This window comes from Paenibacillus alkalitolerans, assembly GCF_016482785.1.
GTDB classification, from domain to species: Bacteria; Bacillota; Bacilli; order Paenibacillales; family YIM-B00363; genus Paenibacillus_AE; species Paenibacillus_AE alkalitolerans.
Genome location: NZ_JAEMXM010000009.1, coordinates 1 through 22,497 on the forward strand (window position 1 = coordinate 1; position 22,497 = coordinate 22,497).

General features: G+C 55.0%; 22 protein-coding genes. All 22 read left to right on the forward strand.

Annotation, left to right across the window (positions count from 1 at the left end; genetic code table 11):
• Positions 1 to 379 precede the first annotated feature (379 nt).
• The 22 genes from JET16_RS15355 (at position 380) to queA (ending at position 22,485) form a co-directional block, all read left to right on the forward strand.
• Positions 380 to 1,201, forward strand: coding sequence for a peptidoglycan DD-metalloendopeptidase family protein (locus JET16_RS15355; protein WP_199617240.1), 822 nt, complete (start codon positions 380 to 382; stop codon positions 1,199 to 1,201).
• Positions 1,194 to 2,066: a M50 family metallopeptidase gene (locus JET16_RS15360; RefSeq protein ID WP_233531664.1), complete on the forward strand. Its 873-nt coding sequence runs from the start codon at positions 1,194 to 1,196 to the stop codon at positions 2,064 to 2,066. Before JET16_RS15355 ends, JET16_RS15360 begins: the two co-directional genes overlap by 8 nt.
• Positions 2,067 to 2,090: 24 nt before the next feature.
• A complete protein-coding gene (locus JET16_RS15365) occupies positions 2,091 to 3,356 on the forward strand; it encodes an Rne/Rng family ribonuclease (RefSeq protein WP_233531666.1) in 1,266 nt (421 codons plus the stop codon).
• A 176-nt stretch (positions 3,357 to 3,532) separates the two neighbouring features.
• Positions 3,533 to 3,844, forward strand: a complete 312-nt coding sequence (gene rplU / locus JET16_RS15370; RefSeq protein ID WP_199617243.1) for a 50S ribosomal protein L21 — start codon at positions 3,533 to 3,535, stop codon at positions 3,842 to 3,844.
• 12 nt (positions 3,845 to 3,856) lie between these two features.
• On the forward strand, positions 3,857 to 4,192 hold the full coding sequence (locus JET16_RS15375; RefSeq protein ID WP_199617244.1) for a ribosomal-processing cysteine protease Prp: 336 nt from the start codon (positions 3,857 to 3,859) through the stop codon (positions 4,190 to 4,192).
• 41 nt (positions 4,193 to 4,233) lie between these two features.
• Positions 4,234 to 4,545, forward strand: a complete 312-nt coding sequence (gene rpmA, locus JET16_RS15380) for a 50S ribosomal protein L27 (RefSeq protein WP_199617245.1) — start codon at positions 4,234 to 4,236, stop codon at positions 4,543 to 4,545.
• Positions 4,546 to 4,718: 173 nt separating this feature from the next.
• Positions 4,719 to 5,330 carry a Spo0B domain-containing protein gene (locus JET16_RS15385; protein ID WP_233531668.1) on the forward strand — a complete coding sequence of 204 codons (612 nt, stop codon included), beginning with the start codon at positions 4,719 to 4,721 and terminating at the stop codon, positions 5,328 to 5,330.
• 14 nt (positions 5,331 to 5,344) lie between these two features.
• A complete protein-coding gene (gene obgE / locus JET16_RS15390; protein WP_199617247.1) occupies positions 5,345 to 6,655 on the forward strand; it encodes a GTPase ObgE in 1,311 nt (436 codons plus the stop codon).
• Between the two features lie 142 nt (positions 6,656 to 6,797).
• Positions 6,798 to 7,262, forward strand: coding sequence for an ACT domain-containing protein (locus JET16_RS15395; protein ID WP_325176699.1), 465 nt, complete (start codon positions 6,798 to 6,800; stop codon positions 7,260 to 7,262).
• Positions 7,263 to 7,320: 58 nt separating this feature from the next.
• Positions 7,321 to 8,607 (forward strand): homoserine dehydrogenase, encoded by a 1,287-nt coding sequence (locus JET16_RS15400; protein WP_199617249.1) that lies wholly within the window; start codon positions 7,321 to 7,323, stop codon positions 8,605 to 8,607.
• Positions 8,608 to 8,643: 36 nt separating this feature from the next.
• Positions 8,644 to 9,720 carry a threonine synthase gene (gene thrC, locus JET16_RS15405; protein WP_199617251.1) on the forward strand — a complete coding sequence of 359 codons (1,077 nt, stop codon included), beginning with the start codon at positions 8,644 to 8,646 and terminating at the stop codon, positions 9,718 to 9,720.
• A complete protein-coding gene (thrB, locus tag JET16_RS15410) occupies positions 9,713 to 10,669 on the forward strand; it encodes a homoserine kinase (RefSeq protein ID WP_199617254.1) in 957 nt (318 codons plus the stop codon). The genes thrC and thrB overlap by 8 nt, the downstream gene beginning before the upstream one ends.
• Positions 10,663 to 11,541 (forward strand): prephenate dehydratase, encoded by an 879-nt coding sequence (gene pheA, locus JET16_RS15415; RefSeq protein ID WP_199617256.1) that lies wholly within the window; start codon positions 10,663 to 10,665, stop codon positions 11,539 to 11,541. Before thrB ends, pheA begins: the two co-directional genes overlap by 7 nt.
• 25 nt (positions 11,542 to 11,566) lie before the next feature.
• Complete coding sequence (ilvE, locus tag JET16_RS15420; RefSeq protein WP_199617258.1) at positions 11,567 to 12,445, forward strand: branched-chain-amino-acid transaminase; 879 nt, start codon at positions 11,567 to 11,569, stop codon at positions 12,443 to 12,445.
• Between the two features lie 785 nt (positions 12,446 to 13,230).
• Positions 13,231 to 14,691 (forward strand): LysM peptidoglycan-binding domain-containing protein, encoded by a 1,461-nt coding sequence (locus JET16_RS15425; RefSeq protein WP_199617260.1) that lies wholly within the window; start codon positions 13,231 to 13,233, stop codon positions 14,689 to 14,691.
• Between the two features lie 132 nt (positions 14,692 to 14,823).
• Entirely contained in the window at positions 14,824 to 15,462 is a 639-nt protein-coding gene (locus tag JET16_RS15430) for a BofC C-terminal domain-containing protein (RefSeq protein ID WP_199617262.1), read from the forward strand.
• A gap of 187 nt (positions 15,463 to 15,649) precedes the next feature.
• The gene (locus tag JET16_RS15435; protein WP_199617264.1) at positions 15,650 to 16,933 is read left to right on the forward strand and encodes an ArsB/NhaD family transporter; all 1,284 of its coding nucleotides are present in this window, start codon (positions 15,650 to 15,652) and stop codon (positions 16,931 to 16,933) included.
• 186 nt (positions 16,934 to 17,119) lie between these two features.
• Positions 17,120 to 17,623 carry a crossover junction endodeoxyribonuclease RuvC gene (gene ruvC / locus JET16_RS15440; RefSeq protein ID WP_199617266.1) on the forward strand — a complete coding sequence of 168 codons (504 nt, stop codon included), beginning with the start codon at positions 17,120 to 17,122 and terminating at the stop codon, positions 17,621 to 17,623.
• Positions 17,620 to 18,273, forward strand: coding sequence for a Holliday junction branch migration protein RuvA (gene ruvA, locus JET16_RS15445; protein ID WP_199617268.1), 654 nt, complete (start codon positions 17,620 to 17,622; stop codon positions 18,271 to 18,273). The genes ruvC and ruvA overlap by 4 nt, the downstream gene beginning before the upstream one ends.
• 18 nt (positions 18,274 to 18,291) lie before the next feature.
• On the forward strand, positions 18,292 to 19,305 hold the full coding sequence (gene ruvB, locus JET16_RS15450; protein WP_199617270.1) for a Holliday junction branch migration DNA helicase RuvB: 1,014 nt from the start codon (positions 18,292 to 18,294) through the stop codon (positions 19,303 to 19,305).
• Positions 19,302 to 21,437 (forward strand): SpoIID/LytB domain-containing protein, encoded by a 2,136-nt coding sequence (locus tag JET16_RS15455; RefSeq protein WP_199617272.1) that lies wholly within the window; start codon positions 19,302 to 19,304, stop codon positions 21,435 to 21,437. The genes ruvB and JET16_RS15455 overlap by 4 nt, the downstream gene beginning before the upstream one ends.
• Positions 21,438 to 21,441: 4 nt before the next feature.
• On the forward strand, positions 21,442 to 22,485 hold the full coding sequence (gene queA, locus JET16_RS15460) for a tRNA preQ1(34) S-adenosylmethionine ribosyltransferase-isomerase QueA (protein ID WP_199617274.1): 1,044 nt from the start codon (positions 21,442 to 21,444) through the stop codon (positions 22,483 to 22,485).
• Positions 22,486 to 22,497: the final 12 nt, after the last annotated feature.

Here is a 22,497-nt window from a genome sequence, read left to right on the forward strand (position 1 = left end):
AAGTGTCCATCTTACGGGTCACAGTTCAAAATGTCCGGACGGTTTTTTTGAAAATATAAGAAAGTATAAGTTTCACATCTATACTTGGCTTATATTTCAACGGTAAACGGCGCCGACCTCGAAGAGGACGGCGAAGCCGTTTATCCTTGACGATATGAGGACGGTAAGGCCGGTTTATCCTTGCAATTCACATATTCCGGTTGGACAACTCATATGATGGTATAAGAAAAACTTCTATCGAAGCAAATCCAAGGAGAGCGGGTACGTCCTTTAGCGGAAGTTTTTCTTGCAACCCTAGAATTGCTATTACTTTGTAGTAACTTATAAATTCTAGGGTTATAAACAAGCCCTGGAAACGATCGGGAAAGGAGCGTGGACGATGGACCGCAAGGATGAATTGCGAAAAAGGCGCGAGCGGCGCATTCAACATATATTGAGCAGCGAAGGGGACCGATACGACGACTATGGGCCGCCGGAAACCCATCTGTACCCCGGCTATTACGAACATGATCGAAGGCTTCGGGAAGATCCCGAATATCTGTGGTATCACCGTACTAACCCGTGGAGAGGTCCGTCCCCGGGATTCACGCGGACATTGCGTATTCAAACGGCTTTATCGGTCGTTGTGCTTGCCGCCGTATGGGCATTGTTCCAATGGGATCACCCGGTTTTGGCAAGAACGCAATCCTTCGTCACGGCCTCATTAACGGAAGAGCTTCCGTTTGAGCAATTCGCCGCCTGGTATCGCGACAAGCTCGGAAATATGCCCGCCTTCATACCGGCTTTGGACAGGTCGGGGGCGGAAGCTCGCAAGGCGGATGCCAGCCCGGCCAGGGAATATGCCCTACCGGCGATCGGAAATGTGGTCGAACCGTTCGGCAGCGTTCGCGCCGGTGCGGGCATCGTCCTCCGCACCGGTCCCGGGGCCGGCGTCAGTGCGATGGACACGGGGATGGTCACCTTCGTCGGTGAGACGTCCGAAACGGGAATGACGGTTGCGATCAGGCACCCGGGCGGCGTTCAGACGGTTTACGGCCATTTGGGGAAGGTGAACGTAACCGAAGACGATTGGGTGGACGCAGGAGAGAAAATCGGGTCGGTGAAAGGGATCGGCGGAGACGGATCGGACGGAATGCTATATTTCGCCGTCAATCGAAACGGCGGCTATGTGAACCCCCTCGATGTGGTTTCGCTTGATTAATATTTGGGGCGTTCGTTTCCGAATCCATCCGCTGCTGACGATTGTGCTGTTATTGTCGGCCGTTACCGGGCATTTTATCGAAATAATCACGTTGTTTGGCATCGTCGTTATCCATGAGCTCGGTCATATAACCGCTGCGAAACATTTCGGGTGGCGAATGCGGGAAGTCCGGCTTACTCCGTTCGGAGGCGTCGCGGTGACGGATGAAGCGGGTTCCGTTCCTGCCCGGGAAGAAGCTGTCGTCGCCGTTAGCGGGCCTCTCATGAACGTGCTGATGATCGGCTTTGCGTACGGTTTGGAGGCTGCGGGCGTATGGACGGAAGCGTGGATGCATTATTGGGTCCGCGCGAACATGACGCTTCTGTTGTTTAACTTGATCCCTGTGATGCCGCTTGACGGCGGGAAGCTGCTTCAATCTTTATTCAGTTTGGCGGTTCCGTACCATCGCACGCTGCGCGTAACCGTTATGGTTTCGCTGCTTGCGAGCGCCGCGATGCTCGGAACGGCGCTGAGCCGGTTCGGCTCCGGGGGAATCGAGCTGAATTTGGCAATGATCGCATCGTTCTTGCTGTATTCGAACTGGTATGAATGGAAGACACTTCCTTACAGGTTCATTAGATTTCTAATGAGACGCAATGCACGCGTTGAGGATTGGATGCGCCGCGGTGTTATGGCCCGGCCGATTCTCGTTAAACACAAGGACAAACTTCCCGCCGTCGTTACGAAATTATTGCGGGAACGGCTTCATATCGTACTGGTCATGGATGAACGCGGACAATTGCTTACCGTCCTGCCCGAACAATATTGCACGACGCATTATTTGGAAAAAAAGAAGGACAGTGCAGTCGCCGATCTTTTCATGTAAAATAAAAAAGAGGGAATTATTGTAATGAAAAGAGGGGCAGCTGCCTTGAAACAAATTGTGGTTCACAGCCATAAAGAAGAAACGACGGTCGCTCTGCTGGAAGACGGCAAATTGACCGAATTTTACGTCGAACGTCCCTCCGTCCGGAAATTGGTCGGAAATATTTACAAAGGCCGGGTAGGAAACGTACTCCCCGGAATGGGAGCCGCATTCGTCGATATCGGAATTGGAAAGAACGCTTTTCTTTATATAGACGATTTGCTGCCGGCGCACCTGGAGCAACAGCCGGAAGTGAAGCCGCCCATCGAAACGTTGGTCAAACCGGGCGACGAGCTGCTCGTCCAAATCGTACGTGAGCCGCTTGGAGGCAAAGGAGCACGGGTTACGACGCATTACGCTCTAACGGGCCGGTGGCTCGTATATATGCCGCAGGCGGGGTATGTGGCGCTATCTAAGAAAATCGAATCGGAAGAAGAACGGCGCCGATTGAAGTCGGTCGGCGAGCGGCTATGCAGGCCCGGGGAAGGCGTTATTCTTCGGACTGTGGCCGAAGGCGAGTCCGAACAATCCCTGGAGATTGATATGAGCGTGCTGCGCGATCAATGGCAGCGAATCGTACAAAGCGCCGAACGGGCGAAAGCGCCTCGCGAGCTGTTCCACGACGTGGAACTGGTTCCGCGTTTGATCCGGGATATATTCTCGGAGCAAACCGATGAGTTCATCGTTGACAATAAAGAGCAGCTGCTTCAAGCTCATCGGATACTTGAATCGATAGCGCCCGGGCTTCGGGAACGCGTTCACCATCACACCGGCAAAGAACCGATCAATGAAGTGTTCCAAGTGCGCAAACAGCTCGAACAAGCTCTCCAGCCGAAGCAATGGTTATCCAGCGGAGGATATTTGGTCGTCGATCAAACCGAAGCGCTAACCGTAATCGATGTAAATACCGGAAAATTTACCGGCACAACGAATTTGGAAGAAACGGTGTTTGCCACCAACATCGAAGCGGTGTCGGAAATCGCCCGCTTACTGAGGCTTCGCGACATCGGAGGCATCATCATTATCGACTTTATCGATATGGAATTCGAAGAACACAAGCGCCGCATTATTCAAGCGTTGGAAGAGGCGGTGCGGCGCGACCGGACGAAATCGCACATCATCGGGTGGACCAAACTGGGATTGTTGGAGATGACAAGGAAAAAAGTGAGAGAAAATAAGGATACGTTGTACTTTGAACCGTGTAAGGCATGCGGGGGACGCGGAAAAATTCAAACGAGGACGTTCATGTAAGCCAAAGTTAGGAAGCGAAAATTACGTATTGCTTTTTCCGTTGGTATTGTGTTAATATATTCGAGTGCGTCGTCTAACGACCACCGCACTGATCGGGTTATTTACAAAGCGCGTGATCGGCTACGATTCGCCACCCGCATGAGGCGTGTCTTTATATTATGAGGGAGGTGCTTAGAATGTACGCAATCATTGAAACCGGCGGCAAGCAGTACAAAGTGCAGGAAGGCGATGTCATCTACGTCGAGAAGCTCGAAGCTGCGGAAGGCGAACAAGTGACGTTCGACCGCGTATTGGCTGTTTCCGGAGGCGAAGGTCTTAAAGCGGGCGAACCGTTCGTGACCGGCGCAATCGTAACGGGCAAGGTGGACAAGCACGGCAGAGGCCAAAAGATCATCGTGTTCAAGTACAAGCCGAAGAAAAACTATCGCCGCAAACAAGGCCATCGTCAACCGTACACGAAAGTAATCATCGAGCAGATCCAAGGTTAAGAGGGTTTTCCGTTGATTCGGGTAAACATTCGCAGGGATCGCGCGTCGAACGTCATTCGGGGATTTAAAGCCGAAGGGCATGCGCTTTTCGACGAATCCGGCAGAGACATCGTTTGCGCGGGAGTATCGGCCGTAACGGTCGGTGCCGTCAACGCCGCCGAAGCGGTTGCAGGCGTAAAGCTGGATGCTGTGACGGATAGGGGCATATTGCACGTCGGCGTTCCCGAGGGGCTGCCGGACGAAACCGGGAAATCGTTGCAAATTGTACTGGAAAGCATGGTTGTCATGCTGAAGTCGATTGAAGATTCATACGGTGAATATATAAGGGTTACGGATCGTTTCGTTTAACAAATATGATTAATCAAACATTAGTAAGGAGGTTGACGGACATGTTGAAATTGGACCTTCAGTTATTCGCTTCGAAGAAGGGTGTAGGTTCCACAAAGAACGGCCGCGACAGCATCGCGAAGCGTCTTGGCGTGAAGCGTGCAGACGGTCAAACGGTGACGGCGGGAAGCATCCTCGTTCGCCAGCGCGGAACCAAGATTCACCCAGGCAACAATGTAGGCAAAGGCTCCGACGACACGCTGTTCGCATTGGTCGAAGGCGTTGTGAAGTTTGAGCGCTTGGGCCGCGACCGCAAGAAAGTTAGCGTATATGCGGCTGAAGTTGCTCCTGTGGCAGCGACTTTGGAGCAGTAATCGACTGCATATTCGAATGGAAAGCCTCGGCTGGAATAGCGCCGGGGCTTTCTTTTTTCGCCGATTCAGATAGTTTTTCCAGTAGGCCGTTTATCCTTGCTGTCAGAGTCGGAAATCTTTGGTATACTAGATAACGCACTTAGGAAATGAAGGATGGAAACGGGGAAAATGGCATGAAACGCGCAGAGGAGTTTGTTTCATTCCCGAATATGCTCGACGAGCATCGGAAGTTGTGGATCAATACCATGAACCACGCACGACACGATTGGTTAAACGATTTGCAGCTGATCATGGGATATGCACAAATGAAAAAGTATGATAAATTGGCCGCTTGCGTGGACATGCTAAAACAAAGACTGACGGAAGAGAGCCGCGCCGCCAAGCTCGGCGATCCCGGATTGATCGAGCTGCTTTATACATACCGGGCGCGTCCGCTCCCGTACCGGTTCGAATTGGAACTGGACGAGCCCATTGACGTCACCGAATGTCTTTCCCCTGGGAACGATGTGGCGGCGTCCATACGCATAGCGCTTGGCGCATTTGAACTCGCTGTAATGAACGGGAATTCCGGGAACGAGAACGTTCTCCGCTGCTGTTTCCGTAAACGACGGGAGGATATGCTCGTTGAATTGGTGTTTACAGGCGCTTACGCCTCTCCGGAGTTAAGAAGCGCAGCGGAGGAGATCGCCGAAATATGGAAGAATAAGGGTAACCCAAACAGGATCGAAACTGATTTATCGGAAGGCGCCGCGCTGCTTTCGCTGCTGTTTCCGTTACGCGCATAACCGGGAGGGTATTCATGTTTGTCGATATAGCTAAAGTATACGTTAAGGGAGGCGACGGGGGCGACGGCATCGTCTCTTATCGCCGCGAATTATATGTACCGGAAGGCGGACCCGCCGGCGGAGACGGAGGAGACGGAGGAGACGTCATCTTCCGGGTGGACGAAGGGCTCCGGACCTTGATGGATTTTCGGTATCAGAAACATTTCAAAGCGCCCAGGGGGGAGAAAGGAAAGACCAAGTCCATGCACGGGGCGAACGCGGAAGATATGATTGTTCGCGTCCCGCCCGGAACGGTCGTCATTGACGATGATACGAAAGAAGTGATCGCCGACTTGACGCGCCACGGTCAAGAAGTGATTGTGGCAAAGGGAGGCAAAGGCGGACGGGGCAACACCCGGTTCGCGACGGCCAACAACCCGGCGCCGGAAATCGCCGAGAAGGGCGAAGAAGGCCAGGAACGATGGGTCGTGCTTGAATTGAAGGTAATGGCCGATGTCGGATTGGTCGGCTTCCCCAGTGTCGGGAAATCCACGCTGCTGTCGGTTGTATCCGCCGCTCAGCCGAAAATCGGCGCATATCACTTCACGACACTCACGCCAAATCTCGGGGTTGTTGACGTCGAGGAAGGCCGTTCGTTCGTAATGGCCGACTTGCCCGGTCTCATTGAAGGCGCGCATGAAGGCGTAGGACTCGGCCATGAGTTTCTCCGGCATGTGGAGCGTACGCGGGTCATCGCGCACGTGGTCGACATGTCCGGCACCGAGGGACGCGATCCGTACGATGATTGGGTGGTCATCAACAAAGAACTGCGCGAGTATAACGAGAAGCTTGCAAATCGCCCTCAAATTGTCGTCGCCAACAAGATGGATATCCCGGAAGCCCAAGATAATCTGGAATTGTTTAAAGAGCAGTTGAAGGAGCACGGGCACGAAGAGATGGAAATTATTGCAATTTCGGCGGCGACCAGGCAAGGTATCAGAGAGCTGCTTTACCGGTTGGCCGATATGGTCGAAGCGGTTCCCGTCGAGCCGCTCGTGGACGAAACGCCGAAGACGGAAGAACGAAAGGTATACAAATACGAGGGGCGCGACCGTGAGAACGAATTCCGCATTCGCCGCGAGAACGACACGTTTATCGTGGAGGGTGAAGCGATCGAGCGGTTGGCCAAGCGGACGCAGTTCGGCTCTTACGACGCCATGCAGCGCTTCGCGCATATTTTGCGCAAGATGGGCGTTGACCGCGAGCTTCGCAAGCGTGGTGCGCAGGACGGCCACTTCGTCCGCATCGGCGATTATGAATTCGAGTTTGTGGAGCATGAGGATTAGATATATGTATGGAAATACCTCGCCGATATTTTGGGCGGGGTTACTTTTTTGTTAACACAATAAAATCATTGAACAGCGGCGTCGAATAAGATATAATGTCCATCATACGAGAACAAAAGTCTACCCACGGAGGACTCGAGGCGTGTCTGAAACCAATGTTGTGAAACAAACGAAACATGCGCCGTATTATCTCGTTCGGGAAGACATCTTGCCGGAAGCTTTGTTGAAGACGCTGCAAATCAAAGAATCGATCGCCCGGGGGGAGTTCGCAACCGTCGGGGAAGCCGCCGAGAAAGTCGGGTTGAGCCGGAGCGCTTACTATAAATATAAAGACGGCATCTTCCCGCTGAACCTGTTGGAACGGGAACGCATCGTAACCGTGTCGATCGACTTGGAACACCGTTCGGGGGTGTTGTCGCGCGTTCTTGGTCTGGTCGCCGCGTTCGAAGGCAACGTATTGACCATCCACCAAACGATACCCCTTCAAGGATTGGCCAACGTCGTCTTGTCGGTGGAAACGAACGCCGCCGATACGTTGAATCCGTTGATGGAGGCGCTTCGGGCGGAAGACGGGGTTAAGAGAGCGGCGATTATCGGGCAAGGCTGATCAAGAGCAAGAGAAACAAAGAAAGTATCATGGCTGGGAGTTCAGAGGAGGAAGACGAATGGATACGATACGCATCGGTTTAATGGGACTCGGAACCGTCGGTTCGGGCGTTGTTCGCATATTGGAAAATCACCGGGACGATTTGCTTCGTCAAACCGGATCTCATATCGAAATCCGCAAAATTTTGGTGCAATCGACGGAAAAGCTTCGGGACGTGAACGTGCCGCAGCATCTGCTGACGACCGACCCGGAGGACATTGCCGGAGCACCGGATATCGATGTCGTCGTAGAAGTGATGGGCGGAGTTCCGCAAACAAAGCTTCTTTTGGAGAAGGCGCTGCGCAGCGGCAAACATGTCGTTACGGCGAATAAAGATTTGATGGCGCTGCACGGAGCGGAGCTGCTCTCCGTCGCTGCGGAACAAGGCTGCGATATTTTCTACGAAGCGAGCGTTGCGGGAGGCATCCCGATCATTCGCGCGCTTACCGAGAGCTTTTCGTCCGACCGGATCATGCGGATGCTCGGAATAGTGAACGGGACGACGAATTTTATTTTGACGAAAATGAGCCTCGAAGGCGCCTCCTACGAGGAAGTGCTGAAAGAAGCGCAAGCGCTCGGGTATGCCGAAGCCGATCCCACATCGGATGTGGAAGGGCTTGACGCCGCGCGGAAGATGGCGATTTTGGCGACGCTCGGGTTCCGGATGAACGTTGCGCTGTCGGATGTCGAAGCGAAAGGCATTACCGGAGTGACGAAGGAAGATATATTATACGGACAGCGGCTTGGATATGAGCTGAAGCTGCTCGGACTCGCCGAACGCGACGGCGACTCGGTATCCGTAAGCGTCCAGCCGGCGATGGTCCGCAAGTCGCACCCGTTGGCCTCGGTCAACGGCGTGTTTAACGCAGTCTATGTGTATGGTGAAGCGGTAGGCGAAACAATGTTCTACGGCCAAGGAGCTGGAGCGATGCCGACGGCTACGTCCGTCGTGGCGGATTTGGTGTCCGTCGTGAAAAATATGCGCCTCAACGTGAACGGCCAACGCTTGAGCCGTCCTTATAAAGAAAAGCGGCTTCAGACGGACGACCGGATTCGCGGCAAGTTTTTCCTGCTGCTGCATGTGGAAGACAGAGCGGGCGTTCTTGCGCAAATTACGCAAGTGTTCGCAAAGCATGACGTCAGTTTGGAATCGGTGCTGCAGCATCCGAACGCGGCCAATCCGAGTGCGGAAATTATCATCATTACGCATGACGCCGACCAAGCCAGCATGAAAAACGTTATCGCGGAATGCGAAAATTTGGATGTCGTGAATCAGGTGAAGAGCGTATACCGGGTAATAGGGTAACATGAGGAGTTTTCGAAGGGAGTACTATCCGCCGTTATGAGATATATGGGTTTGATCGATCGATACCGCGGCTTGCTGCCCGTAACGGAACGGACGCCGATGCTGACGCTGCACGAAGGAAACACGCCGCTTATGCGCGCCGACCGGATGTCGGAGCAATTGGGGCTCGATTTATATTTCAAGTTCGAAGGCATGAATCCTACCGGATCGTTTAAGGACCGGGGGATGGTCATGGCCGTCGCCAAAGCGATGGAGGAAGGCAGCCGCACCGTCATGTGCGCTTCCACGGGCAATACCTCGGCAGCGGCGGCGGCGTATGCCGCGCGGGGCGGGTTAAGCTGCATCGTGCTTATTCCGAACGGCAACATCGCGCTCGGCAAGCTCGCCCAAGCGTTCGCGTACGGAGCGAAGGTGATCGCGATCGACGGCAATTTCGACCGCGCGCTGGAGATCGTTCGCGACATTACGTCGAAGCATCCGATTACGCTCGTGAACTCGGTAAACCCGTACCGGATCGAAGGGCAGAAGACCGCGGCGTTCGAAATCGTCGACGCGCTCGGCCGCGCCCCGGATTATTTGGCGATACCTGTCGGCAACGCGGGCAACATTTCCGCGTATTGGAAAGGCTTCAAAGAATACCGCGGCATCGGAAAGGCTTCATCGGCGCCGAAGATGCTCGGCTTCCAAGCGGAGGGGGCGAGCCCGCTTGTAACAGGCTCCGCGTTCCCGAATCCGGAGACGGTGGCGACCGCGATCCGGATCGGCAATCCGGCGAGCTGGAATACGGCGGTGGAAGCGTACACGGAATCGGCGGGGGGAATTTACTCCGTAACGGATGAGGAAATATTGAACGCGTACCGGACGATCGCGGCGACTGAGGGCGTGTTTGCGGAACCTGCTTCCGCAGCTTCCATAGCAGGCGTGATGAAATTGCGCCGGGAAGGTACGCTGCCCGAAGGCGCGACCGTTGTTTGCGTGCTGACGGGCCACGGCTTGAAAGATCCGAACATTGCGATACAGACGGTTGCCGGGGAACCGATCGTCGTGCAGGATACGGAAGAGGCCGTGCTTGAGGCCATTTCGAGAGCGGAAGAGGTTAAATCTTATGCGTAACGTGCGTGTGAAGGTGCCCGCCTCCTCGGCGAACCTGGGCCCCGGCTTCGATGCGCTCGGCATGGCGCTCAATTTATACGCCTGGATCGATATGGCTCCGGCGGAGAAGACGAAAGTGACGCTGCTTGGCGGAAAAATGCAGGGATTGCCGACGGATAAGTCGAATCTATTGTACAAAATCGCTCAACGGGTGTTCGCGGAAGCTGGCGCCGGTGAGATGGAGCTCGATATTTCCTTTTACAGCGATATCCCTTTGGCGAGGGGATTCGGAAGCAGCGCCGTCGCGATCGTCGGCGCGCTGGGCGCGGCCAACGCCTTGATCGGCCATCCGTTCGGACAAGACGATCTGTTTCAACTGGCCGCCGAGATCGAAGGCCACCCGGACAACGTGGGGGCGGCTCTTTACGGCGGCATAGTCGCCGCCGTATGGGACGGGGCGCGCGCATCGCACGTGCGCATCGAACCGCACCCGCGTCTCGAGGCGCTGGCGGCCATCCCGTCGTTCGAATTGTCGACGGGAAAGGCGCGCGCCGCGCTCCCCGAGCTGGTGAGCAGGGCCGACGCAGTGTTCAACCTGTCGCATTCCTCCATGCTTGTCGCGGCGCTTGCGACAGGTCATTTCGGCGCCATCCGCACGGCGATGGAGGACAGGCTGCATCAGCCGTACCGGGCTCCTCTCGTGCCGGGCATGGAACGCTGTCTTCGAGAAGCCGCCGACCACGGCGCGTTAGGCGCCGCGTTGAGCGGGGCGGGCCCGACGCTTATTGCGCTTGTCGATACCGAGTCCGACCGCAAGAGCGAATTGGAATCGTTCATGAAGAATACGTTAGCAGAACACGGCGTGCAGGCTGATACGGTTTGGCTCAAACCGGCATCCGCGGGGTTGGAGCAATTGCCTGCGGAACTGCCGCTGATGGATGCGGTTCGAGGAGTTGGCTCATCATGTTAAAGATAGCGCTGCTTGGTCCGAACACATACTCGGAAGAAGCCGCTCAGTGGTTCTTGCAAGGATTCGATTGCGAGCTTGTACCTTGCAAGACGATCGCCGAGGTGTTCGAATCGTGCGTATCCGGAATGTCAGATTACAGCGTCATCCCGATCGAGAATACGATCGAAGGCTCGGTTTCGCTTCATCTGGATTGGCTCGTCCATGATGTGGATTTGCCCATTCAAGCGGAGTGGGTGTACCCGATCGCGGTCAATTTAATCGGGCTGCCGCCGGACGATGTTCAAGTGCCGGTGGAAGACCGGCTGGGTACGATACGCAAAGTAATATCGCATCCCGTCGCGCTTGGCCAATGCAGAAGATTTCTTGCGGATCGGCTGCCGAAAGCCGAACTGGAACAGGTGGGCACCACCTCGGAAGGCGTGCGGCTCCTGAAAGAACGCGGAGACGTCCATACGGCCGCGGTCGGCACCGCATTGGCGGCGAAGCGCCAAGGACTGTCGATATTGGCGGAATCGATACAGGACAGCCAAGATAACTACACGCGATTCGTTCTGGTCGGCAAGACGCCGCTGCCCTCCCGATCCGGCGAAGCGCACGTGGCGGCTGAGCGCAAAACGACGCTGCTCCTGATGCCCGACGCGGATTTCCCGGGCGGACTGCATCAGCTGTTGTCGGCCTTCGCTTGGAGACGGCTGAACTTGTCGAAAATCGAATCCCGCCCGACCAAACGAAAGCTGGGCACATATTATTTTTACATCGACGTGCAAGCGCCGCTCGAATCGGTGCTGCTGGCCGGAGCTATTGAGGAAATAAAAGCGGTAGGCTGTAGTGTGCGCATCATGGGGTCTTACCCCAGTTATTCATACGTTTAAAGCAAATTCGGAGGTGTAGGATAATATGTCGCAGGTTATTTACTTAAACGGTGAGTACGTTACCAAAGAAAATGCGAAGGTATCCGTTTACGATCACGGTTTCTTATACGGGGACGGCATTTTCGAAGGCATTCGCATTTATGACGGGAACATTTTTAAATGCAAAGAACACTTAAAGAGACTGTACGACTCGGCGAAGTCGATCATGCTTGACATTCCGTTGTCGTATGACGAAATGCAAGAAGCGCTTGTCGAGACGATTCGCCGTAACGGGATGCGCGACGGGTACATCCGTCTGGTCGTGTCGCGCGGTCCCGGCGATTTGGGACTCGATCCGCGCCGTTCGCCGAAAGCGAACGTCATCATAATCGTGGAGAAGCTGTCGATTTACCCCGAGGAAGCTTATGTGAACGGGCTGAAGACGGTGTCCGTATCGACTCGCCGAAACGTGCCGGACGCGCTCAATCCGAAAATCAAGTCGCTCAATTATTTGAACAATATTCTTGTTAAAATTCAAGCGAACCTGGCCGGCGTCGGCGAGGCGATCATGCTCAATTCGCAAGGATATGTGGCGGAAGGTTCGAGCGATAATATTTTCATTGTGAAAAACGGTTTCGTGTTCACGCCTCCGGCATATGTCGGGGCATTGGAAGGCATTACGAGAGCCGCGATCATGGAGATTTGCCGCCGCGAAGACATCCCGCTGAAGGAAGAGCCGTTTACGCTGCATGACGTGTATGTGGCCGATGAAGTGTTCTTTACGGGCACGGCGGCTGAAGTAATCGCGGTTCGCGAAGTCGACGGGCGCGTGATCGGCGAAGGCAAAGCCGGACCGGTTACGACGCGTCTGCTGCAGCAATTCCGCGGCATCGTCAATCAGGACGGCGTGAAGGTCTTTAAGTAATCGTATAAGATATAGATAAGAGACGCCAAGACGCCGTTTGGCGTCTTTTTTAACGCCAGAATTTATAAGTTTTGTGCCACAACATGAAACGAGTAAATTCTATACCAAGAAAAACTTCCTCTACATCGCGGTCGGTCATCCTTGAATGAACTACGATAGAAGTTTTTCTTGTATAAGTATAATTTTTACGGCAAAACGGGAGGCTTAAAATTTTTTTATGGTTATTGGACAAATTATTAGCTTCTAGGAACGATCCAATAGGTTCGCTTGGCCGATCGCGGCTTGACATCCGTTTCGAACTCCCTTATCAGCACTATACCCTTCGTTCAGATAAGCCGATTTGGTGATTTTGCTATTACCTCTATTTCGGCTCCCACTTTTGTTCCAGGTGCTATCCTCATTTTCCAAATAAAGCAATTTGGGCGTGATTTCCCACCTCATACTACTACTCTTGCGGGAACTATCCCTCTCGTTCAGAAAATGGCTATTCAGGCGCAATTTGACCTTACAATCTTCAATCCCTTCTTGTGCCTTATCCACGGTCGTCAAGCTCCGCCTTCGCCCAAATGTCGACGGAAAAGCAAGCTGTATGCTTGAATGTACTTCTCTGTCGGCGGCGGCACACATTTTCAACCGCAAAAATTGCTCTTCCGGCGAACGACTTTTTGAATAACGCAAATTTTATGATGTCAAATGCCCATTCCCTGCATAAGATGTAGTGCACTGGGCGTTCGCACACCTAAAGCGCGTCCGCCGATCGGAATACTACTCTTGGGAGGGAGCTCATGAAAATCCATATCATGAAGGAAGGGGATACGCTGTATTCCCTGTCGCAACAATACAGAGTCGAACTTGAAAACATTATCGCGGCAAATCCGGATATTACCGATCCGAATCGAGTCGAGCCGGGTAAGAAGGTGAAGATTCCTTCAAAACCGGTGAAGGCTGTTGCGGCGGCGGAGGAGGAGAAAAAGCAGGTGAAGCCTGTCGCCGCGGCGGAAGAGAAAAAGGCTGAGGCACCCGTTGCTGCGAAGGAGAAAAAGCCCGCGGCGCCTATCGCCGCAGCACAGGAGAAAAAGCCGGCTACCGACATCGAAGCCGAAACCTACTCCCCTTTTGCAAAGCCGAAACAACAAGTGAGCCCGGTGCAGCAGCCAACGGCTCCTGCTGCCGCGCCCGACAAGAAGCTCGAGCCGAATATAAACATTACAGCCGGAGCTTACGCGCAAAACATACCTTCCGTCAATCCGTACTCAGCGTATCCCGCCGCGCCGTTGCCGATGCAAGAAGCTCCAAGCTTTGGGAATGTGCCGTATACAGGAGCGTTGCCAAGCGCGCCATACTTACCTCCGGTTCAAGGTTTTTCGACGCCGAACCCGGCGCTGCTCCCGCAAACTCACGCTTTCGCCGAACAGCAGCCTGCTTCCTACAAGACCGATTTGCAGGCATCCGCTTATTCTCCGCTCAACGTCAAGCTGACGGGAAATACCGGAGACGCGGTGCATCCGTATGCGCAATTTCCGACGCCAACGGTTGAAGCGGGCGCTTATGCGAATCCGCTTTACGGCGCAGCGGCTCAGTTCCCGCAGGGAGTGCCGTACGAACCGGCGGCCGGACCATACGGCACAGCCGCAGCTTTTGGAAGCGGTCAGGACATGATGGGGTACCCCGCATACGGCCAACCTGCTTTCGGGACGATGCCTACGTTCGGCACGACACCAGATTTCGGTACAACACCCGGATTCGGTACGACACCTGGATTCGATACGACACCTGGATTCGGTACCGCACCAGCATTCGGTACAATGCCGGGTTTCGGAGCCGCGCCTTTCAGTACAACACCTTTGTTCGGCATGCAGCAAACCGACGCTTTCACCGCAGCCTATCCCGGTTTGACTCCGTACGGGACCGCACCTGCACCATACGGAGCGCCTGATTACGATTGCGGCTGTGGGGGCAAGGGCGCCCGTCAATCGTTGCCATACGCTCTTCCGTACACATCCGACGCATTCGCGGAATGGCCGACAGTCAGCGGCTTCCCTTCGCAGCAGCCGGCCCAAACCGGCGACGCGGCGGCCGCCGGCGACGAAGCGGAACAAGCCGGTGACAGCAAACGAACCGCTGCAAAGACAAAGAAACACGCAAAAGTATCCTCTCGCGTAGAGGCGCTGCGGAAGCTGTTAAAAAACTCGAAAGCGAAGCGGAAGCCGGGCCGCCGGGCTAACAAACCGTGGATTTATAATTGACACGCTCCGGGAAAGCCCGCCGCGCTGCGAATGCGTATATCCTCTTTGCCCGCTGGCTAAAATAGTAAGCAAACAACCTTTGAAAGGATTGTTTGCAATTGCCACTTAAAAGTCAGGGGTGAAGGAGAGAAAATGGGCTTTTTCGGTGCGTTTAAAAGACAACTAAAAAAGCGGATCCGTTTCAAACGGCGTTGGCTGTCGCTCGGCGTATGGGTGTTGGCTCTCGGCGGTTTGGTTTGGTACGCGGCTTCCGAATCCCACAATCCCGAACCCGCCGTCGCAACGCTGGCAGGCATCCGTAAAGAGGCGGAGCCTTCAGCCAACTTAGTCAAAGCAAGCGAGACCATTCTTCATACGATATACGTGTGCGGAGAAGAGTATACTTCACTAGGCGTTCTATCGCCCGATGACATCCGCAAAACTGCGAAAGAGCATCCCAATTGGGAGTATGTCGGGGTGATCGATAATAAAGCAACGTTCGAAGTGCACGTTGACGATTTGTCCTCCGAATGCAAAATGAATTCGTATATAGGAATCGACGCGGGGGGCAATTTGACGCTGTACGACGGTCCCCCTCGGGAAGAGAGAGCGGTGAAGACATTTTACCAGCTCGATGTCGGGCATCTCGAAAGCAGTCTCCCCGGAGAGGTGGTCGAGGATTTGAAGCGGGGCATACGCATTCGGGACATCGCCGAATACAACAGCGTATTGTCGACCTTCAGCGATTTTGCCGTCGACGAGACGGAGAAAGTGATGAAACCCCATCCATAAATACGGATAACGGCAATAACAATAAAACGGCCTCACGGAAAGCATTGAGCTTCCCGGGGCCGTTTTTTTTCTGTACCCCGTGCATTGTATCGCTTCGGTCGAAGCTGTTTTCTGTTGGCATCGAAGCAGGTTTTCTTATATAATTTCAGAATGTTATTGCAGCGCAAGAAGGGAGAAAGAGAAACTCATGGAACAACAAGCGGTATGGGCCGTCGCGATCTTTTTGATCACGTACGGATTTATCATTGCCGAAAAAATTCACCGCACCATCGTCGCCATGGCCGGGGCCGTTCTGGTCGTAGCGTTCGGAATCGTATCGCAAGAAGAAGCCGTCCACGCGATCGATTTCAACACGCTCGGCTTGCTGACGGGAATGATGATCATTGTGCATATTACGTCGGAGACCGGAATATTCCGCTACTTGGCCGTTAAATCGGCGAAAATAGCGAAGGCCGATCCGGTGCGGATCCTTGTCGCATTGAACCTTATTACCGCAATCGCGTCCGCGTTCTTGGACAATGTGACGACAGTGCTCCTTATGGTGCCGGTGACGTTCAGCATCGTTCGGCAACTGAAGCTTCCGGTCATGCCGTTTCTCATATCGGAGATCATCTCCTCCAATATCGGCGGCACGGCGACGATGATCGGAGATCCTCCGAATATTATGATCGGAAGCAGAGTGGAGGAGCTTGGGGGCTTCATAGCATTTATTGACAATTTGGCGCTTATTTCCGCGGCAATACTCATCGTTACGCTGGTCATCTTTGCATTCATGTACCGCAAGCAGATCCAAACGACCGAAGATTTGAAACAAAATATGATGAAGATGGACGAGCGCTTGGAAATCGGAGACAAAAAGCTGCTTATTAAAGCGTTGTCGGTGCTCGGGCTGACGATCGCGGGGTTTTTCCTGCATCAGGCTCTTCATATTGAATCCGCAACCGTTGCGTTGGCTGGCGCGTTTTTGCTGCTGCTGCTTACAGGCGAACATAAGTTGGAGCATTCCCTTGCAAAAGTCGAATGGACGACGATCTTTTTCTTCGTCGGCTTGTTCGTGCTTGTGTCGGGCTTGGAATTCACGGGCGTAATCGAGGACCTTGCGCGAGCCGCGATCGAATTGACGGGCGGCGAAATCGCGCCGACGGCCATTCTCATCTTATGGTTGAGCGCCATCGCTTCCGCATTCATCGATAACATTCCGTTCGTAGCGACGATGATTCCGCTCATTCAAGAGATGGGCGCGCTCGGTGTTGATGATTTAGAGCCATTATGGTGGAGTCTGGCGCTCGGCGCCTGTCTCGGCGGCAACGGGACGCTGATCGGGGCAAGCGCAAACGTGATTGTCGCCGGGTTATCGGCTAAAGAAGGTCATCCGATCTCATTTTTGCAATATTTGAAAGTCGGCTTTCCGCTCATGCTTCTGTCGATCGTCGTCGCCACAGCATATGTGTATTTAAGGTATTTGGCATGAGGAAAGGGGGCAAAGGATGCTCACATACACGGTAGCCCGGATTACTATGCCGACTTTCTGCTTCAGCTGTTCAAGCACGGATGGCTGTCCGAGGTCAAATGGGGCTAACGGGAGATGGACGCTCCCGTTTTCCTCTGATAAAATAACGGAAGGAATACATATGTTCGCACAAGGGGAGAGGCGCTGTTGCGCATAATGGGAATCGACCCCGGGCTTGCGATCGTCGGTTTCGGATTTGTCGATAAGAACGGCAGCCGGCTGCTGCCGATTCAATACGGCTGTATCCAAACCGAAGCGGAAACCGATCAAGGGGTGCGCTTGAAGGAAATTTACGAATCGACGCTTGGGTTGATCGATACATATAAACCCGATGCGGTGGCGATTGAGAAGCTGTTTTTTAATAAGAACGTTACGACGGCCCTGAGCGTCGGACAAGCCCGCGGCGTTATTTTCCTTGCCGCCGTGCAGCGCGGCCTGCCGGTCGCCGAATATACGCCGCTGCAAGTCAAACAAGCCGTCGTCGGTTACGGAAAGGCGGAGAAGCGCCAAGTGCAGGAGATGGTCCGCATGTTTTTGAACTTGGTCGCCGTCCCTAAACCGGACGACGTCGCCGACGCGTTGGCCGTAGCGATTTGCCACGCGCACACATCGACGTTTACTGACAAAATGAACGAGGTTCATAAGCCATGATCGATTTTTTGCGGGGGAAGCCCGTGTTTGTGGATACCGATTTTGTCGTGCTCGACGTGCGCGACGTCGGGTACCGTGTTTTTTGCGCCAATCCGTATGCGGTTGCAGCCAAAGGGGAAGAACCGGTGACATTGTTCATCCATCATCATGTGCGGGAGGACGCCATCCAGCTGTTCGGCTTCGGCAGCCGCGAGGAACAATCGCTGTTCCGCAAGCTGCTGGACGTTTCCGGCATCGGTCCGCGCGTGGCGATCGGCGTATTGTCCGGAGGGAGCCCTGAACGGATCGCACGCGCCATCGAGGATGAGGACATCACGTTCCTCACGCGGTTGCCCGGCATCGGGCGAAAGACGGCGCAGAGAATGGTATTGGACTTGAAAGACAAGCTCGATGGCATCGGAGCGGGCGCTCCGTCCGGAACGTCGTCGGGGGGCGAGGTCGTGCCTACCGCGGCCGCCGCCGCGGCGCACGGAACTCCGGCTTCCATCGCCTCTGCATGGAGGGAAGCGAAGGAAGCCCTGTTGTCGCTCGGATATTCAGAATCCGAAACGGAACGCGCATGGAGGGACATCCGCAATAAGACTCAAGAAGGCGCCGGACCGGATGCGCTCATCAAGCTGGCGCTGCAGGCTTTGTATCAGGCAAAGTAACATGGGAGAGGGAGCATCATGGAGGATCGGATCATTTCGGCTCACTTGATGATGGAAGACAATCAAGTGGAGTACAGCCTTCGTCCACGTTACTTGTCCGAGTATATCGGACAAGAACAGGTGAAGGAAAACCTTAAAATTTATATCGAAGCCGCCAAGATGCGCAAGGAAAGTTTGGACCATGTACTGTTGTACGGACCGCCGGGTTTAGGGAAGACGACGCTGTCCAACATTATTGCGAACGAACTCGGCGTAAATTTGCGAACCACTTCGGGCCCCGCGATAGAGCGCCCCGGAGATTTGGCCGCCATCCTGACGAATTTGCAGGAGGGCGACGTGCTTTTCATCGATGAAATCCATCGGCTTCACCGCACGGTGGAGGAAGTTCTTTATCCGGCGATGGAGGATTTCGCGCTCGATATCATCATCGGCAAAGGACCGAGCGCCCGTTCCGTCCGCTTGGATTTGCCGGCGTTTACGTTAGTCGGGGCCACAACCCGCGCGGGATTGCTGTCGTCCCCGCTGCGCGACCGCTTCGGCGTCGTGTGCCGTCTCGAATTTTATACCGTCGACCAGCTTACCTACATCGTGACGCGGGCGGCGGACATTCTCGGCGTTCAAATCGTAGGAGAGGCGGCGCGCGAGATAGGCTTGCGGTCGCGCGGCACGCCCCGCATCGCCAACCGTCTGCTGAAGCGGGTGCGGGATTACGCTCAAGTACGCGGCGACGGGATCATTACGAGCGAAGCCGCGGATACGGCGCTGCGTATGCTCCAAGTAGACGAGCTTGGGCTGGACGCGATCGACCATAAGATGCTTCGTTCGATAATCGGCAATTTCAAGGGCGGTCCCGTAGGGCTTGACACGATCGCCGCAACGATCGGAGAAGAGAGCCAGACGATTGAAGACGTATACGAACCGTACTTGCTGCAGATCGGATTTTTGCAGCGGACGCCCAGAGGACGCGTAGTAACGCCGTCGGCTTACAAACATTTGGGCTTGCCGGCTCCGAAAGGAAATGATGGGGAATGAAGATTCGTTGGTTTCGCTTCGCGTTATCGTTATGCATATGCATCGCATTGTCTGTGCCGGGCGCATCCGCCGCTGAAAGCGGAGCTATCCCGGCCTTGCAGGACGTTCGCGTCGCTTTATTTATTACGACCGACAAATACGCCGCTGCGTCTTCGCACGTGACTTTGTCCGCAGAAGGCGGTTTGTCGTTCGGCACAATGATGAAGGAAGGCGCGGTAGCGCCGTGGCTGGAAGCGGCGAATCAAGCGGAAACCCGGTTTTCGTTGGACGTTTACAGGGTGTTCGTCGCCCAAACCGGCGACGAAGCGAAAGCCGCGGCCCTTCTTGCCGAGCTGCAAAGAGCGAAGCAGCCCGGCACAGTGTACGAGCACACGGTTAAAGGAAACCCGGCGTACCGCATTTACGCCGGTCCGTTCTCCAGCCGCTCCCAAGCGGATACGGTCCGCATATCTTTAGCCGGCAATGCCGCGATTACAAAGCTGTCGGGAGGCGCGCAGCCGACGCTCTCCGGTCCTCAGTACGCCAGCGCCGGTTCTTATTCGACCGAAGCGGAAGCGCTGTCCGCAGCGGCCGCCTTGTGGGACGCAGGCGTGTTTGGGGTTATCGCCGCCGCTCCGAATGAGAGCGGATCGACGCTATATTCCGTCTGGATCGGCGAAACGGCGGACGAGGCACAGCTGAAGAAAGCGGTCGATGAGGCAAGCCGGAAAGTGAGCGGCATATCGACAGTCTCCGTGAACGCGGCCGCTCCCTATCTTATCCGCCGCATCGATCGTTCCGGCACTACCGCGACCGCATTGGGCGCCGCAACGGTTCATTATTCGTTCGGAGGAGAAGGACATACGGTCGTCGCCGCTCCGAAAAATTCCGGCGCGGGCGTGCGCGTCAAAGAACGTTCCGGACGAACGTACCGCGGAACGGTCGAGTTATCGCGTTACAACAACGCTCTGGCGGTTGTTAACCGCGTTCCTCTCGAATCGTACGTAACGTCCGTCGTCGGGTCCGAGCTCGACGCCGCGTGGCCCGCCGAGGCGCTGAAAGCGCAAGCGGTCGCCGCAAGAACATACGCATTGAAACAAGGCTTGAAATACGGCGTCGCCCATGTGAGCGATACGACGAACGATCAGTCGTACCGGGGGATCGAACGGGAGTTTCCGGCGATTCAGAGCGCCGTGACGGCGACGTCGGGCGAGGTGCTGATGAGATCCGACGGGCAGCTTCTCGATGCGTTCTATCATAGCAATTCCGGAAACATGACGGCGGATCCGACGGAAGTGACGGGGCAGCCGATCGCCGGGATTTCCCCCGTTCCGAGTTTGGACGTTTCCGCCGAACGCGGGAAGCTTGTATGGTATCGGGTCGCTTATGGTCAAGGAACCGTCGGTTACGTGAGGTCGGACTTCATTCTTCTTTCCGACGGGACGAACCGCGCCGGTTTTCCGACGGGAACGGCGACCGAAACGGTGAACGTAAGACAAGCTCCATATGTAAATAACGAGACGAATGCGCCGATCGGCCAATTGAACGCAGGCGACAAAGTGACGATTTTCGGCCGCGACATGGAGTCTACCTCATACCAGTGGATCCGCGGACCGGTTTCGGCCGGCCGGCTGCTTACCCTCATGGCATCAAGCGGTGTGGCATCGCAGGAGCTCGCTCAAATAACCGCCGTCAGGGAGCTTGAGGTTTCGGCCCGGGGTGCGGCTACCGGCCGTGTGACCGGCATGACCGTCAATGACCGTCTCCTTCAGATGAACCGGCCGGAGCATTACCGAACGCTTCTCGGGCTCCCGAGCACGCGGTTCGAGGTGGAAGAGACGGCGAAAGTGACCGTGCTCGGATCGGGTGGGCGAACAACGGCCTTGCCGAATGCCGGCGGAGCAGCTTCCCTGTCGGCGATTGCCGCCGGCGGCCGCAAGAGCGCCTTGAACGGAGAAGGCTATTTGATCACGACGGGCGACGGCACCGCGCGGTATGCAACCGGAGAACCGCAGTTCCGGTTTTTGGGGTACGGTTTCGGTCACGGTCTCGGCATGTCCCAATGGGGCGCGTTCGGACTGGCGGAGCTCGGGTATGACTATAGGAAAATTCTGCAATACTACTACAAAGACGCTACCCTTGTGAAAGGTTGAGCTCATGGACGTCAGCGCATTTGATTTCGATTTGCCGGAGCGCTTGATCGCTCAGACACCTCTGTCCGACCGGACGGCATCCCGTCTTATGACGCTAAATAGCCGGACTGGGGAAATACAGCATAAACATTTTTCCGACCTGATCGATATGCTCGCGCCCGGCGATTTGCTTGTCATGAACGACACGAAGGTGCTGCCGGCAAGATTATACGGCGTCAAAGCCGACACCGGAGCGAAAGCCGAGCTGCTGCTTTTGAAGCCGCTCGGAGACGACAGATGGGAAACATTGGCCAAACCGGGCAAACGTTTAAAAGAAGGAGCCGTTATCGTATTCGGCGACGATCCGCTGTCGCCGTTATTGCGCGCGACGGTGGAAGCGGAGACGGAAGGCGGCGGTCGAATCGTCGCCTTTCAATATGAAGGAGTGTTCTTGGAGCTGCTCGAACGCCTGGGCCACATGCCGCTTCCTCCGTATATTAAAGAGCAACTGGAAGATAAGGACCGGTATCAGACCGTATATGCGGCGAATCCGGGTTCGGCCGCCGCGCCGACGGCGGGTTTGCATTTTACCGAGGAATACTTGCAACGGATCCGCGCTTCGGGAGTCCGGACGGCGACGGTTACGCTTCATGTAGGGCTCGGAACGTTTCGTCCCGTATCCGCCGACAAAGTGGAAGAGCATGTCATGCATGCGGAATATTACGACGTTCCGGGCGAAACGGCGCGCGCCGTTCGCGAAACGAAGAAGCGCGGAGGACGCGTCGTGGCGGTGGGTACGACGTCGGCGCGAACGCTCGAGACGGCCGCGCAACAGATTTTATCCGGTACGGACGAAGATGTGAGCGGGTGGACCGACATTTTCATTTATCCGGGTTATACGTTTTTGGCGGTGGACGCATTAATCACCAATTTCCACCTGCCGAAATCGACGCTCCTAATGATGATCAGCGCGCTTGCCGGCCGGGAACGGGTGTTGGAAGCGTACCGGGAGGCAGTGGATCGGGAATACCGCTTTTTCAGTTTCGGAGACGCGATGTTCATTTATTGATGCGGAAAAGAG

Bases quoted from the DNA above. Each gene is read 5' to 3' on its own strand.
- JET16_RS15355 (WP_199617240.1), top strand. From the start codon at position 380: ATGGACCGCAAGGATGAATTGCGAAAAAGGCGCGAGCGGCGCATTCAA.
- JET16_RS15365 (WP_233531666.1), top strand. From the start codon at position 2,091: ATGAAAAGAGGGGCAGCTGCCTTGAAACAAATTGTGGTTCACAGCCAT.
- rplU (WP_199617243.1), top strand. From the start codon at position 3,533: ATGTACGCAATCATTGAAACCGGCGGCAAGCAGTACAAAGTGCAGGAA.
- rpmA (WP_199617245.1), top strand. From the start codon at position 4,234: ATGTTGAAATTGGACCTTCAGTTATTCGCTTCGAAGAAGGGTGTAGGT.
- JET16_RS15385 (WP_233531668.1), top strand. From the start codon at position 4,719: ATGAAACGCGCAGAGGAGTTTGTTTCATTCCCGAATATGCTCGACGAG.
- obgE (WP_199617247.1), top strand. From the start codon at position 5,345: ATGTTTGTCGATATAGCTAAAGTATACGTTAAGGGAGGCGACGGGGGC.
- JET16_RS15400 (WP_199617249.1), top strand. From the start codon at position 7,321: ATGGATACGATACGCATCGGTTTAATGGGACTCGGAACCGTCGGTTCG.
- thrC (WP_199617251.1), top strand. From the start codon at position 8,644: ATGAGATATATGGGTTTGATCGATCGATACCGCGGCTTGCTGCCCGTA.
- thrB (WP_199617254.1), top strand. From the start codon at position 9,713: ATGCGTAACGTGCGTGTGAAGGTGCCCGCCTCCTCGGCGAACCTGGGC.
- pheA (WP_199617256.1), top strand. From the start codon at position 10,663: ATGTTAAAGATAGCGCTGCTTGGTCCGAACACATACTCGGAAGAAGCC.
- ilvE (WP_199617258.1), top strand. From the start codon at position 11,567: ATGTCGCAGGTTATTTACTTAAACGGTGAGTACGTTACCAAAGAAAAT.
- JET16_RS15425 (WP_199617260.1), top strand. From the start codon at position 13,231: ATGAAAATCCATATCATGAAGGAAGGGGATACGCTGTATTCCCTGTCG.
- JET16_RS15430 (WP_199617262.1), top strand. From the start codon at position 14,824: ATGGGCTTTTTCGGTGCGTTTAAAAGACAACTAAAAAAGCGGATCCGT.
- JET16_RS15435 (WP_199617264.1), top strand. From the start codon at position 15,650: ATGGAACAACAAGCGGTATGGGCCGTCGCGATCTTTTTGATCACGTAC.
- ruvA (WP_199617268.1), top strand. From the start codon at position 17,620: ATGATCGATTTTTTGCGGGGGAAGCCCGTGTTTGTGGATACCGATTTT.
- ruvB (WP_199617270.1), top strand. From the start codon at position 18,292: ATGGAGGATCGGATCATTTCGGCTCACTTGATGATGGAAGACAATCAA.
- JET16_RS15455 (WP_199617272.1), top strand. From the start codon at position 19,302: ATGAAGATTCGTTGGTTTCGCTTCGCGTTATCGTTATGCATATGCATC.
- queA (WP_199617274.1), top strand. From the start codon at position 21,442: ATGGACGTCAGCGCATTTGATTTCGATTTGCCGGAGCGCTTGATCGCT.